The organism is Streptococcus oralis (genome assembly GCF_023611505.1).
GTDB classification, from domain to species: Bacteria; Bacillota; Bacilli; order Lactobacillales; family Streptococcaceae; genus Streptococcus; species Streptococcus oralis_CT.
Genome location: NZ_CP097843.1, coordinates 1,722,172 through 1,735,939, shown reverse-complemented (window position 1 = coordinate 1,735,939; position 13,768 = coordinate 1,722,172). Strand labels below are relative to the sequence as shown.

The 13,768-nt window shown below is 40.0% G+C and carries 9 protein-coding genes; 5 read left to right on the top strand and 4 right to left on the bottom strand.

What is annotated here, in order from left to right; translation table 11 throughout:
• Positions 1 to 2 precede the first annotated feature (2 nt).
• Both M9H69_RS08715 and M9H69_RS08710 read left to right on the top strand, forming a co-directional pair.
• The gene (locus tag M9H69_RS08715) at positions 3 to 1,856 is read left to right on the top strand and encodes a proline--tRNA ligase (protein WP_250315413.1); all 1,854 of its coding nucleotides are present in this window, start codon (positions 3 to 5) and stop codon (positions 1,854 to 1,856) included.
• Positions 1,857 to 1,963: 107 nt separating this feature from the next.
• Complete coding sequence (locus M9H69_RS08710) at positions 1,964 to 3,343, top strand: glycoside hydrolase family 1 protein (protein WP_250315412.1); 1,380 nt, start codon at positions 1,964 to 1,966, stop codon at positions 3,341 to 3,343.
• 38 nt (positions 3,344 to 3,381) lie between these two features.
• On the opposite strand, the gene M9H69_RS08705 is transcribed toward M9H69_RS08710, so the two are convergent.
• Positions 3,382 to 3,795 (bottom strand): EamA family transporter, encoded by a 414-nt coding sequence (locus tag M9H69_RS08705; RefSeq protein ID WP_250315411.1) that lies wholly within the window; start codon positions 3,793 to 3,795, stop codon positions 3,382 to 3,384.
• Between the two features lie 215 nt (positions 3,796 to 4,010).
• Between M9H69_RS08705 and glmS the strand changes: the two genes are divergently transcribed.
• Positions 4,011 to 5,819, top strand: coding sequence for a glutamine--fructose-6-phosphate transaminase (isomerizing) (gene glmS, locus M9H69_RS08700; protein WP_250315410.1), 1,809 nt, complete (start codon positions 4,011 to 4,013; stop codon positions 5,817 to 5,819).
• A 362-nt stretch (positions 5,820 to 6,181) separates the two neighbouring features.
• Here the strand turns inward: glmS and M9H69_RS08695 are convergent, their stop codons facing one another.
• From M9H69_RS08695 to M9H69_RS08685, 3 genes are all read right to left on the bottom strand, one after another.
• Entirely contained in the window at positions 6,182 to 8,920 is a 2,739-nt protein-coding gene (locus tag M9H69_RS08695; RefSeq protein WP_250315409.1) for a DEAD/DEAH box helicase family protein, read from the bottom strand.
• Positions 8,920 to 10,857 carry a site-specific DNA-methyltransferase gene (locus M9H69_RS08690; RefSeq protein WP_250315408.1) on the bottom strand — a complete coding sequence of 646 codons (1,938 nt, stop codon included), beginning with the start codon at positions 10,855 to 10,857 and terminating at the stop codon, positions 8,920 to 8,922. Before M9H69_RS08690 ends, M9H69_RS08695 begins: the two co-directional genes overlap by 1 nt.
• Positions 10,858 to 11,322: 465 nt before the next feature.
• Positions 11,323 to 12,180: a 5'-nucleotidase, lipoprotein e(P4) family gene (locus M9H69_RS08685; RefSeq protein ID WP_000703383.1), complete on the bottom strand. Its 858-nt coding sequence runs from the start codon at positions 12,178 to 12,180 to the stop codon at positions 11,323 to 11,325.
• Between the two features lie 366 nt (positions 12,181 to 12,546).
• On the opposite strand from M9H69_RS08685, the gene M9H69_RS08680 reads away from it, so the two are divergent.
• Both M9H69_RS08680 and M9H69_RS08675 read left to right on the top strand, forming a co-directional pair.
• Positions 12,547 to 13,551 carry a uroporphyrinogen decarboxylase family protein gene (locus M9H69_RS08680; protein WP_250315407.1) on the top strand — a complete coding sequence of 335 codons (1,005 nt, stop codon included), beginning with the start codon at positions 12,547 to 12,549 and terminating at the stop codon, positions 13,549 to 13,551.
• 11 nt (positions 13,552 to 13,562) lie between these two features.
• Positions 13,563 to 13,766 carry a hypothetical protein gene (locus M9H69_RS08675; protein WP_250315406.1) on the top strand — a complete coding sequence of 68 codons (204 nt, stop codon included), beginning with the start codon at positions 13,563 to 13,565 and terminating at the stop codon, positions 13,764 to 13,766.
• Positions 13,767 to 13,768: the final 2 nt, after the last annotated feature.

The following is a 13,768-nucleotide window of genomic DNA, read 5'->3' as shown; positions in this document are numbered from 1 at the left end:
TTATGAAACAAAGTAAAATGCTAATCCCTACGCTTCGCGAAATGCCAAGCGATGCTCAAGTTATCAGTCACGCCCTTATGTTGCGTGCTGGTTATGTTCGTCAAGTTTCTGCTGGTGTTTATTCTTACCTACCACTTGCTAACCGTGTGATTGAAAAGGCTAAAAACATTATGCGCCAAGAGTTTGATAAGATTGGTGCGGTGGAAATGCTAGCCCCTGCCCTTCTCAGTGCCGATCTTTGGCGTGAATCAGGTCGTTATGAAACCTATGGTGAAGACCTTTATAAACTGAAAAATCGTGAAAAGTCAGACTTTATCCTAGGTCCGACACACGAAGAAACTTTTACAGCTATTGTTCGTGACTCTGTCAAGTCTTACAAGCAATTGCCACTCAACCTTTACCAAATTCAACCTAAGTACCGTGATGAAAAACGTCCACGTAACGGCCTTCTCCGTACGCGTGAGTTTATCATGAAAGACGGATATAGTTTCCATGCTAATTACGATAGTTTGGATGTGACTTATGACGAGTACAAGGCGGCCTACGAACGTATTTTCACTCGTAGTGGCTTGGACTTCAAGGCCATCATCGGTGACGGTGGCGCTATGGGTGGTAAGGATAGCCAAGAATTTATGGCCATTACACCAGCCCGTACAGACCTCGACCGCTGGGTTGTCTTAGACAAGTCAGTTGCCTCATTTGATGAAATTCCTGCAGAAGTGCAAGAAGAAATCAAGGCAGAATTGCTCAAATGGATGGTTTCTGGTGAAGATACCATTGCCTACTCAAGTGAGTCTAGCTATGCAGCTAACTTAGAAATGGCAACAAACGAGTACAAACCAAGCAACCGTGTCGTTTCGGAAGAAGAAGTGACTCGAGTAGAAACTCCAGGTGTTAAATCCATCGATGAAGTGGCAGCCTTCCTCAACGTGCCAGAAGAACAAACGATCAAAACCCTTTTCTACATGGCAGATGGTGAACTTATCGCAGCCCTTCTAGTTGGAAATGACCAACTCAACGAAGTCAAGTTGAAGAACCATTTGGGAGCAGATTTCTTTGATGTGGCTAGCGAGGAAGAAGTCGCAAGTGCCGTCCCAGCAGGCTTTGGTTCGCTTGGACCAGTTGGTTTACCAGAAAATGTGAAAATCATTGCAGACCGTAAGGTGCAAGATGTTCGCAACGCTGTTGTAGGGGCTAACGAAGATGGCTACCACTTGACGGGTGTGAACCCAGGTCGTGACTTCACTGCAGAATATGTGGACATTCGCGAAGTTCGTGAGGGTGAAATTTCACCAGACGGACAAGGTGTTCTAAACTTTGCCCGTGGTATTGAGATCGGTCACATCTTTAAACTCGGAACTCGTTATTCAGCAAGTATGGGTGCAGATGTTTTGGATGAAAATGGTCGTGCTGTGCCAATCATCATGGGCTGTTACGGTATCGGTGTTAGCCGCCTCCTTTCAGCCGTTATAGAGCAACACGCTCGCCTCTTTGTTAACAAAACGCCTAAAGGTGAATACCGTTATGCTTGGGGAGTTAACTTCCCTAAAGAATTGGCACCATTTGATGTGCACTTGATCACTGTCAATGTCAAAGACGAAGAAGCACAAGCCTTAACAGAAAAACTTGAAGCAAGCTTGATGGGAGCTGGTTACGAAGTCTTGACAGATGACCGTAACGAACGTGTCGGAGTGAAGTTTAGCGATAGCGATTTGATTGGGTTGCCAATCCGTATCACTGTTGGGAAAAAAGCAGCCGATGGTATTGTAGAAGTTAAGATCAAGGCAACTGGTGACACAATTGAAGTTCACGCAGACAACTTGCTCGAAACCCTTGAAATCCTAAGCAAGAAATAAAAACTATAATCAGAAGAAAAACAAGGCAAAAATGTAACTAGTTTTTACCTTGTTTTTTCTATATAATGAGAGTGAAGAAATACATAATCAAGTTAAGAGGTATAATAATGCTAAAATTTCCAAAGGATTTTGTCTGGGGTTCCTCTACTTCTGGACCACAGACAGAAGGAAGAGTGCTTGGTGATGGTAAAGGAGATAATCTCTGGGATTATTGGTATCAGGTGGAGCCCAATCGCTACTACAATGGGATTGGACCTGACAAAACATCGACCTTTTACGAAAACTGGGAAAAGGATATTGAGCTTTTGGTAGAGACTGGGCATACAGCCTTCCGAACTTCTATCCAGTGGTCTCGTATTTTCCCACAAGGCCGTGGAGAAGTCAATCCACAAGGGGTGGCTTTCTACCGTCAGGTTTTTGAAGCCATTAAGGCCAAGGGCATTCGTCTCTTAGTCAATCTCTATCACTTTGACCTGCCTTTTGCCCTGCAAGAAGATGGGGATGGTTGGGAAAATAAGGCAACCGTCTCAGCTTATGAAGACTATGCTCGTTTTTGTTTTGAGACTTACGGTGACTTGGTGGATCAATGGATTACCTTTAACGAGCCCATCGTACCTGTAGAGTTTGGCTATTTCTATGATGCCCACTATCCTCACAAGGTGGATGCCAAAGCAGCGGTTAAGGTTGCCTATCATACGCAACTGGCTAGTAGTCTTGCGGTTAAGGCCTGTCATGAGATTTTGCCTGGCTCTAAGATTGGGATTGTCCTTAATTTGACACCAGCCTACCCACGTAGTCAGCATCCCGCAGATGTCAAGGCTGCTCGCATTGCCGATTTCTTTCAAGCCCAATCTTTCCTAGATCCGTCTGTCTTGGGAGCTTATCCAGAAGAGTTAGTAGAGACTTTAGCAGAGCATGATTTGCTGCCGGATTCTACAGCTGAAGAGTTGGAGCTCATTCGTGAGCATACTGTGGACTTCCTTGGGGTTAACTACTACCAACCCTTGCGCGTCATGGCTCCACGCTTTGCTAAACATCCTGATAGCCCGCTTTTGCCAGAGCATTTCTATGAGCCTTACGTCATGCCGGGCCGTAAAATCAATCCTCACCGCGGTTGGGAAATCTACGAGCAGGGGATTTATGATATCGCTCAAAATATCAAGGAAAATTATGGTAATATTGAGTGGATGCTGACAGAGAATGGCATGGGTGTTGAAGGGGAAGAAAAATTCCGTCAAGATGGGATGATTCAGGACGACTATCGTATTGACTTTGTCAAAGGGCATCTGCGTGAACTTCACCGTGCCATTGAAGACGGGGCCAACTGTAAGGGCTACTTGATTTGGACCTTTATCGACTGCTGGTCATGGCTCAACAGCTATAAAAATCGTTATGGTTTGATTGAACTTGACTTGGAAACACAGGAACGTCGCCTGAAGAAATCAGGCCATTGGTTCAAAGAACTCAGCGACCATAATGGATTTTAAGAATGAAAAGAGTGAGATGGTGTTCATCTCACTCTTTATTACAATATCATCACCAAGGTTCCGATCGTAATCAGGATACAGCCAATAATTGTTTTAAACGTCAGGATATCCTGTAGAAAGAAAAAGGCTAGAACAAGGGTAATGACGAGACTGAATTTATCGACAGCAGATACCTCAGTCGCATTGCCCATCTGTAGTGCCTTGTAGTAGCAGAGCCAAGAAGCGCCAGTGGCTAAACCAGATAAGATGAGAAAGAGCCAACTTTTTCTACTGATGTTGAAAATTTCGGTCTGACTATTGGTCAAGAAAACCATGGCCCAGGCCATAAGAATGACGACGACCGTACGAATAGCAGTTGCTAGATTGGATGGAACTCCCTCAATCCCAATCTTGGCTAAAATTGACGTTAAGGCTGCAAAGACAGCTGATAAAAGTGCGAAGAAAAACCACATGGCAAATACCTCCTCTTTTTATTATAAGTAATTGATGCTGACTTGTCAGGTATCAAGTGAAATCTTGATAAAATACCAGATAGAAAAACTATACCAATTTTTATCCTTGACAAGTGAGAAAAACAAGTATATACTGTTTTTGCTGATTCTGTAAAAGGGAAATCAGACTATACCAATTTAAGGAGAAAGCACAGCTGGTCTGTGTCGTATATACTATGTGTGGAATTGTTGGTGTTGTTGGAAACACAAATGCAACTGATATTTTGATTCAGGGGCTTGAAAAGCTCGAATACCGTGGTTATGATTCTGCGGGGATTTTTGTCCTAGGTGGTGCTGAAAATCATTTAGTCAAGGCTGTCGGTCGTATCGCAGAATTATCTGCAAAGACAGCTGGTGTTGAGGGTACAACTGGTATCGGACATACGCGTTGGGCGACTCACGGAAAACCAACGGAGGACAATGCTCACCCACACCGCTCTGAGACTGGACGTTTTGTCTTGGTGCACAATGGGGTGATTGAGAACTACCTTGAAATCAAGGAAGAATACCTTGCAGGTCACCACTTCAAGGGGCAAACAGATACGGAAATTGCTGTTCACTTGATTGGGAAATTTGTTGAAGAAGATGGCTTGTCAGTTCTTGAAGCCTTCAAAAAAGCTCTTCACATCATCCGTGGTTCTTATGCCTTTGCCTTGATTGACTCTGAAAATCCAGATGTTATCTACGTGGCTAAGAATAAATCACCACTTTTGATTGGTCTTGGAGATGGCTATAACATGGTCTGCTCAGATGCCATGGCTATGATTCGTGAAACCAACCAATACATGGAAATCCATGACCAAGAGTTGGTAATCGTCAAGGCTAATAGCGTTGAAGTGCAAGACTATGATGGCAATCGCCGTGAGCGTGCTAGCTATACTGCTGAGCTTGACTTGTCTGATATCGGTAAGGGAACTTATCCTTACTACATGCTCAAGGAAATCGATGAGCAACCGACAGTTATGCGTAAGTTGATCCAAGCTTACACAGATGAGGCTGGTCAAGTAGTCGTAGACCCGTCTATCATCAAGGCTGTTCAAGAGGCAGACCGTATCTACATCCTTGCAGCTGGGACATCTTACCACGCAGGATTTGCTTCTAAAAAGATGCTAGAAGAATTGACAGATACACCAGTTGAACTTGGAATCTCATCTGAGTGGGGCTATGGTATGCCACTTCTCAGCAAGAAACCACTCTTCATCTTTATCAGCCAGTCTGGTGAAACAGCTGACAGCCGTCAGGTTTTGGTCAAGGCCAATGAAATGGGCATTCCAAGCTTGACAGTGACAAACGTGCCAGGTTCAACTCTTTCTCGTGAAGCCAACCATACTATGCTTCTTCACGCGGGTCCTGAAATTGCCGTGGCTTCAACCAAGGCCTATACCGCACAAATCGCAGCTCTTGCCTTCTTGGCAAAAGCTGTCGGAGAAGCAAATGGGAATGAAAAAGCCAAAGCTTTTGACCTGGTTCATGAGTTGTCAATCGTAGCTCAGTCTATCGAATCAACTCTTTCAGAAAAAGAATTAATTGATAGTAAGGTTCGTGAGCTTCTTGAAACAACTCGCAATGCCTTTTACATCGGACGTGGTCAAGATTACTACGTAGCTATGGAAGCCAGTCTCAAACTCAAAGAGATTTCTTATATCCAGTGTGAAGGCTTTGCGGCAGGAGAACTCAAGCATGGAACCATTGCCTTGATTGAAGAGGGAACTCCTGTTTTGGCCCTCTTATCAGATCCAGTCCTTGCCAACCATACTCGTGGAAATATCCAAGAGGTCGCAGCACGTGGTGCCAAAGTGCTTACAATCGCAGAAGAAAATGTTGCTAAAGAGACAGACGATATCGTCCTTACGACCGTACACCCTTACCTCTCACCAATCTCAATGGTGGTACCAACGCAATTGGTCGCTTACTTTGCAACACTTCACCGTGGCCTTGATGTGGACAAACCACGCAACCTTGCTAAGTCAGTAACAGTAGAATAAGCTAAGAAAGTCTAGTTGATCTAGGCTTTTTTACTCTGTCTTGACATCCTTGAGTAAGGAGCCACTGTATTAATGACTAAGTTATTTATCCTGAAAAGAAATAAAGTATTATTGCCGTGCTAGGTTGGTTCAGTCTCAAACTTAGAGGGAATCAAAAGAACAGAAAGAACGATTTTTGATAGTGCAGATAAAACTTCCATTCAACTGAAAGACTATGCCAGCCACACACTGATCAACGACAACTACAGTTTTGGTACAAGGGACAGAGCATACTTTCTAGGGAATATATACCAGCTTATACCAACTACAAGATAAAATAGCAAAAAAGGCGATTATCCAAGCGGAAATCGTCTTTTTGATATTTAGAATAAGTCCAGCCTAATATTTCCACCAAAATGTGGTTTTTCAAGAGCTACCTGTGCTAATTGATTGAGTGTTTGCTTACTATTTTCTTGATTATAGAATTTAAGTCCTTTGATGATAACTCCATCAACTTCATCCTCGAAAATCAAATCTTCTTGATGGTCGTTGATGTATGAAAGGAGTTCCTCCTTCCATCTATCTTTTTCTGCCAATTGTTCACCTTTGGGTTCAATGAAGATTTGAAGATAGTAATCCTTATTTTGAAGAAGTAGGATAAAGTCTGGTTGAAATCCTGAAAAATTGATTTCCCGTGGATTCTCTTCAAATTGGTGCAATTTCAATCGTTCAACTTTATCTGTCCCCTTTAGCATGTTTTCGTCCATTCGAATGAGGAAAACATCACCGTATTGTTCTCTTAGTTCATCAATATGGTTGGCAATAGCATTAACTAGATTTTCTTCATTTCTATTGATTATAGCTGATTGATAAGCAAAAAAGTCAAATTTTTCAAAACTAATATTAGCTACTTTTTGTTCGATGAAGGAGCCACTATGTTTAGCTGTATCATAATTAGGTATTCGTTTGCGATAATCAACGAGATATTCTGTAATTGGATATCCGATAAAGCGGTTCGTACCTCTTGCTTTGCGATAACCTGCCTTTATTTTGGCAGCCAGTAGGTTAAAAAAGTTATCAACAATTTTCAGCTTTTCCATAGCGGAAAAATCTTCTACAATGGTTTCTTTTTCTGTTGTGACAGAGAGTGTAAGATTTTGCAAATCTAGCCAATTTTCGCCCCAAAAATCTTCAATGGACTTGAGATTTGGAAGATATCTTTTCAGATTTTCAAATCGGAAAAAGTTAGAGCGGCTAATTGATTTTTTAAAATAACGAATATCAACTCCCCTCAATTGGGACGTTTTTAACTCTATTGCTTCAGCTGAAAGGTAAGTTGTCTCATAGGTGGATTTAAAATAGGTTATATTGGCTAGCTTAGAAATTTCAATACCATATGCACGTAAATTCACATAGTGACTGTCAGGAATTTCCTCAGTTTCATTATAGTAAAGTTTACCTGCTTTAAAGATTTGGGTTTTCTTGAAAGAGGGTTTCAGTTTGATTTCAATTGGAGGATTTTTTTCATCAGTCCCAGTCGCAAGATTCATCTTGTCAAGTGATGCCATCAAATTCTTAATGTATTGTGGCTCATTAAGGGTATGGTAGTGTAGTGTTTCCAACAAAAGACTTGCTGTTTCATCTGATTCATCAAATCGTCTTTGGTAAGAAATCTTTTGATTTAAGGAGAAAGGATTGTATCGCGCCCCACGTCCGATCAACTGAGCCTCGGAATTGGTTGATTTAGCATCTCTTTTATCATTCATTTTTCCCAAGTTGCTAATACGAACGATATCGTAAAGATTGAGGACATCCCAACCTTCTGTTAATTTTGCTACGGCAAAGACTACACGGTACAGATTATTGGGCGATTCAAGCGAATTGAGGGCTTGATACTGTCCTGTTTCTAGCAACCCTTTTGAGCCACTATCTGAATCATTTGCATTTAGAATTCTAGCTGGTGAAAAACCACGCTTAATTTCTCGAACAACAGTTGAAAGATCATCCTTTTCGAGATAATACTGATAAGCTAGCTGTAGAGTATGGCTTTGCTCTTCTGATACACTTCTCAATTGTGAAATAAGGAACGACCTTAAACTTTCCACAGTCAGACTATCAATCATCTCATTGAATAGCTTATTTGCTTCATAGGAAGCATCAATTTTATGTGATTTGAAAAGAATGACTGGTTTTATCTCAATCCCAAATTTTTCTAGAGCAAATTTGCGACGATATTCACTCAGAAGAACGGTACTAAGCATGTTATCTTCGTTGGAATTCCCCGTCTGAATGCGTCTTACATTTTTTGAATATCGCTCTTTGATGTATGAATCCAAGGTATAACGGTAAATAATCTTATCTCGATATTTTTGATAAATGGTCTCATCGTCAAAATCAAGTGTTGCGGTAAATTCTAGCAAGAGATTATCAGCATGTGCGTGAAGAAGAGAAAGTAGGCTTTTTTCCCATGAGATTTTTTCCAATTCTGCTTTATTTTTCTTTTTCGTAGAAGCAGAATAGTGATGGGCTTCATCCGCCAGAATAACCATTTTTGTCTTCTGGTAATCTTTTAATGACATGATATTTTCTGCCTGTGTGAAGAGGTCATTTGTCAATGTTTGAATTGAAACAAACTTAATATTAATTACATTTTTATTAGGAAAATCTGGAAATCTTCCTGAAATCTGGTTGATAAAGATATGTTCCCCATCAATTTCTAAGTTAGAATTGAAAAGAAACTTAGTAGATTGAGCACTCGTTAGATTATCAATGGTTTTACTCAGAACACCATTTGTATTCACTGTAAACAGAAAATTTTGATACCCTTTTTCTTTATAAAGATAGAGGATTAAACCAGCCATCAAATCAGTCTTTCCCGAACCAGTTGCCATATTGAACATCAGCTGTCTTGGTTTTCGAAACTTGAAAGTATCTGATGCTTGAGTGTAATGAAAATAGCGAATAGCTTCACTTTGATAAGAACGTGGTTCATGCTTGAGATTTTCTACAATATACTGTGGTAATTCCCAACCATGCTGTTCGTTCAAAATATCCATATCCAGCTGTTTCAATTCATCGAAGAGTTCAAAGATCAGTTCTTTTTTCTTTGCTTTTCTAACCATCAGTTCTCTCCATAAAAACTCTTATTGAAATCATAATCTGATTGGGATAATTGCGATTTAATGGTTTCATCGTCAATTTCAGAGTAGTTGTGATAGAGCTGGTTTTTGTCAATAATCTTCACAAGAATTTTTTTCTGCATTTCAAAATCTTCATCCCAGATAGATTGGTCAACTTCTTGTAAATCCACTCTGAAATCAAAATCAAGTGTGGCTTTCATGTCGTCAAAGATAGCCTTTAATTCATCAGAATGTTTAGAGTTAAGAACAGCATCAACAAAGGTTGCATTTTTATCCATTAACTCAGCATAAATGAATGAACCACCGCCAGACCAAGCAACATCTTGAGAAATGCCACCTTGTTCTCCATCAATAACTTTCTTTAATCTCTCTACCGCTACGGTTTCAATATAATCCATTTGTTCAATACCGATGTACTGACGATTCATCTTGTGAGCAACTGCTGCAGTAGTTCCCGAACCCATAAAGAAGTCAAGGACAATATCGTTTTCAGAAGTTACCGCTCTAATAAAAAATGCTAATAAACTTTCTGGTTTAGAGTATGAAAAGTCAAAACCTAATTCTTTCAAATGAGTTTTAGCATCCTCATTTGTGCCCACTCCAAAAATTTTTGATAGATAGCGTTCATCAATAAATTTTTCTGGGGCAACATTGCCTGCTTCTGCTTTTTGATATCGAATAGAAAACTTATCTGATTTAATAACAAAGTCTCCTCCTTTTGAAACTTCGTTATCAAGATAGTCTTGTCCCCATTTAAACTTACCAGTCAACCGAATGGCATTTTTATTTTTACCATTTTCAATTATTAAATCGTCCTCAAGAACTACTGACGATTTTTGCCCAGCAAAATAATGTCCATCTGGAATACTAAATCGAATAACTCCTGCTTTGAAGTTAAGTGTTCCAATAGAATTACTTGAATTTAATAATGGTGCGTCTCCATTTTCTGCATCCTTACCAATCCAACGAACACTGGGGTTTTTCTTCTTTTCATAAGCATGGATATATTCTACACCGCTACGACTTTTTTTCCCAAGTGAGTCAGCGTTATCAGTATTCCGCCAAATAAAAGTTTCAACAAAATCATTCTTCGCAAAAACATCATCCATCAACACTTTTAAATAGGCTTGACCATCCTCTGCCATAGAAACAAGCAACACTCCACCGTCGTCCAATAAGTCTCTTGCAACTTCTAGTCTATTCTTCATAAACGTTAACCAAGTGGATAACTTAAAATTCGAATTATAAGAAAAGGTATCGGCGTCTTTTGTCCCCTCAAAATAATACGGTGGATCGATATAAATCAATTTCACCTTCTCTGCAAATCGTTTTTTCAAACTGTGGAGGGCTAATAGATTATTTCCCTTGATAATCAGGTTATCCGTATCCTTGATTTCTGATACAGGGGAAGAACCGTTTTTGTCATATTTCTTAGCATTTTTAAAAATCTTTTCATCAAGGAGGACATCAATCTCCTCTCTAGCAACTATCTCATTTAAAAAGGATTCTTCAGCATCTTCCCTCGATACATCATCTTTAGTCATACCAGCTTTTAAGATACCATCTTTGTAGGGGAAATTTAGGACAACATCTGTTGTTTCATCTAGATAGCGATTATCTGCTGCTAATCCGATTTTGTTGGTGTAACGCGTGTAAGAGTTTGACCAATATTCATCAACTTCAAGTATTTGAATGATATCATTGATTTTCAAAATTGTCGCACCAGCAATATCCTCGGTAAATGCTTCATTTAGAATTGCATTTGTCAAAATCTTTTCAACCAACTCAGGTTTATAATTATCTAAATCTACTATAATAGCATCTTTTTTTAATAGTCCCTCAGCTACATACTGTTCATCAAAGCTTTCTACCACCTCTCGTAGGGCTTGTTGAATCGCTGTTTCGAATGCCTGATTCATACAAGTCCCTCACTTTCACACAGAACAGAAAAGACCTTCTCACAAAAATGTGAAAAAGTCTGTTTTAGGGCTTGACAAAAAATACGCTTGATTACATAATCAGCGTGAGCTGTGAGCTGTGAGCTGTGAGCTGTGAGCTGTGAGCTGTGAGCTGTGAGCTGTGAGCTGTGAGCTGTGAGCTGTGAGCTGTGATTGCTTTCATACCAATCGTTCCTTTACTTTTTGATAGTTCTATTATATCAAAATTTCTAAATTTTGCATATTTGCTTTTCCTGACGGACAGTCATGTATAAACCACTTAGAAAATATGGTTTATGGCTACACATATACTAAATGAAGTACATTTTGAATTGGAGAAGTCTGTTCTATTAAAAGACGATTTCCGCTTGGAAATCGTCTTTTTTTGATATTCTTGCAAATACGATATCTTGTGGTTGGTGTAAACTGGTATATAGCTCCCTTATTTTATTTATCAAAACCTTGTAAGTTTTTTTGGCGCTCTTCAGTTTGACCCTTAGCATCCAATTTATTACCATTGTAGACAGTGCTTTCCCATGATCCGTACATTGGGTTAGGGAAAATGATGAATTTCTCACCAAACTCTTTTTGTAATTCCTCTAATTTTTGGTCGCGCTCAGTTTCAGAGGTCTTTGAAAACTCTGCAAAGTCCACAAGATTGTCTCCTAGTAGCATGACTAAGTTGGTTTTTTCTTGGACTGCTTGTCTACGACCTTCTTTAGATTTGACGCCTTTTTCTAAGAACATGAGATGATCGCGGCTTTGTACAGGAATTCCTTCATTTTCTAGGTTTTTGATCGTATCATCTACCTGATCTATCGTGCGGTCAGATACATAGTAAATTTGGACACCGTTTTGGTCTGCAAATTGGAGAAAGTCTTTAGCACCTGGTACAGCCTTGGCTGCGGCTTTTTTTACCCAGACATCCCAGTTTTCTGGGGTAAATGCTGTTCCATCTTTGACATTTTGCGCTTGATAAGGGCTATTGTCTAATACGGTTTCGTCCAAGTCCAAAACGATAGAGTAGGGTTTATCTGTCTGTGTTTTTAGTAGTTCTTTCAAACGATCAGTAGCGACATTGTAACCTTGTAGATAGAGTGCCTTGGTCTCAGCTGCTTTTTGATACCAAAGAGTTGACATAGTATTTTCTCTTGAACGCAACTGATCATAGGTCATTGTAACCTGATTGTCAGATGTACTACTTTGTGTTGTCTGTGAATTTGCCGAATTTGTGCCACAGCCAGTCAGTAAAATGACGGAAGCAAGTGTAGAAGCAATTGTAATGGTAACTTTGGATATTTTCATAATCCTATCCTCCTAATAATAGTCTATTAACATTGTAGCGTTTTCATGGGATTTGTGCAAGGGAATATCGGGAGAAAATAAATTTTTCAGTAGTAATTTGGTATTAGGATAAAATTATGTACTTAATTTGGGAATGAAGATGGTTATAAAAAAATCCAATCGACTTGATAGAAAATCTATATCAACTCCTTTTTGAAAAATAGATGAAAATAAAGTGAATCTTTGAAAGGCTAGTAACATCAAGCTTTTCAGAGATTTTTTCTTTATAGATATAAAAATTTCCAATCGGGTTGATAGTCAATATATATTGGGAAAAGGGAAAAAGGAGTGGTAAGATGGTTTCAATCCAAATGGAAGGAGAAAGGTATGGCAAGTAAAAGAGATCTAGTCTTTAGAGCGATTCGAGGCGATGAAGTGGAAAGAGTGCCTGTGGGATTTTGGTTTCATTTTGTAACACTCGAAGAAAAGGGGCAGGGATTAAATAATCCACGTATCTTTCAAAAAAGTGTTGATGGGCATCGCAACTATGTGGAAAAGATTCGTCCTGATTTTGTCAAAATTATGAGCGACGGTTTTTTCCTTTATCCAAGTAATGTCTATAGTCCTAAGATTGCAAGCATTCAGGAGCTGACTTCTATTGAGTCGATTGGTGAGGAACACCCATGGATTCAGCAACAGGTGGAAGTGGTACAAGCGATTCGAGAGACCTTTACCGAAGAGATTGCTTCTTTCTACAATATCTTTTCACCGATCTCCTACCTCAAGCGCTGGTTCCGTACAGAAACTTCTCGAGGAGATAGGGAAGTAGCTGATCTATTGCTTGAAAATCCTGAGCAATTCAGAGCGATTCTAGATGTGATTGCAGGAGATATTGCTATCCTAACTCAAAAAATCATCCAGCAAGGCGGTGTTGACGGGATTTATCTCAGCACCCAGGAAATTCAAGATGAGCGCATCACACCAGCACTCTACAAAACCTATATCGAACCGAGCAATATAGCGATTTTGGAGGCGGCCAATCAGGTTGATGGGACCAATATCCTTCATATCTGTGGTTTTGAAGGTGCGAGTAATGATGTGACGATATTTAAGGATTATCCAGCGCAAGTTGTCAACTGGGCGACCCACCATGAGGATGTTAGTTTGACACAGGGTCAAGAGTTGTTTCCAGGCAAGGCCGTTTTAGGTGGATTTGAAAATGGCAAGAAAAGCTTGCTTTATCAAGGTTCCAAGGCGGAATTGCAAAATGAAACAAGACGGTTACTGGCTGAAGCAGGTAGTAAAGGCGTTCTTCTGGGAGCTGACTGTACTGTTCCAGATGACTTTGACTTAGAGAGGTTGGACTGGATTCGGCAGGCAGCGGTTCTCTAAAAGGAGGAGCTATGAAAAGTAAAAGATGGGGCATCTTCATTGTAGTTGTCGGTTTGCTGGCTTTGGTTGCCATAAGTGTCGTAAAAAATGGGCACTGCAAAAATGGAGAGAGATGTCGTGGAGTTCAGGATTTTTCCAAGTCCAGTCTCCCCTTTCTACGCTCGAATGATATCGCAAACAGTTTATTAGTTGAAAAAGTAAGAAATGGAGAATAAGA

Bases quoted from the DNA above. Each gene is read 5' to 3' on its own strand.
- M9H69_RS08710 (WP_250315412.1), top strand. From the start codon at position 1,964: ATGCTAAAATTTCCAAAGGATTTTGTCTGGGGTTCCTCTACTTCTGGA.
- M9H69_RS08695 (WP_250315409.1), bottom strand. From the start codon at position 8,920: ATGGTTAGAAAAGCAAAGAAAAAAGAACTGATCTTTGAACTCTTCGAT.
- glmS (WP_250315410.1), top strand. From the start codon at position 4,011: ATGTGTGGAATTGTTGGTGTTGTTGGAAACACAAATGCAACTGATATT.
- M9H69_RS08705 (WP_250315411.1), bottom strand. From the start codon at position 3,795: ATGTGGTTTTTCTTCGCACTTTTATCAGCTGTCTTTGCAGCCTTAACG.
- M9H69_RS08680 (WP_250315407.1), top strand. From the start codon at position 12,547: ATGGCAAGTAAAAGAGATCTAGTCTTTAGAGCGATTCGAGGCGATGAA.
- M9H69_RS08675 (WP_250315406.1), top strand. From the start codon at position 13,563: ATGAAAAGTAAAAGATGGGGCATCTTCATTGTAGTTGTCGGTTTGCTG.
- M9H69_RS08690 (WP_250315408.1), bottom strand. From the start codon at position 10,857: ATGAATCAGGCATTCGAAACAGCGATTCAACAAGCCCTACGAGAGGTG.
- M9H69_RS08715 (WP_250315413.1), top strand. From the start codon at position 3: ATGAAACAAAGTAAAATGCTAATCCCTACGCTTCGCGAAATGCCAAGC.
- M9H69_RS08685 (WP_000703383.1), bottom strand. From the start codon at position 12,180: ATGAAAATATCCAAAGTTACCATTACAATTGCTTCTACACTTGCTTCC.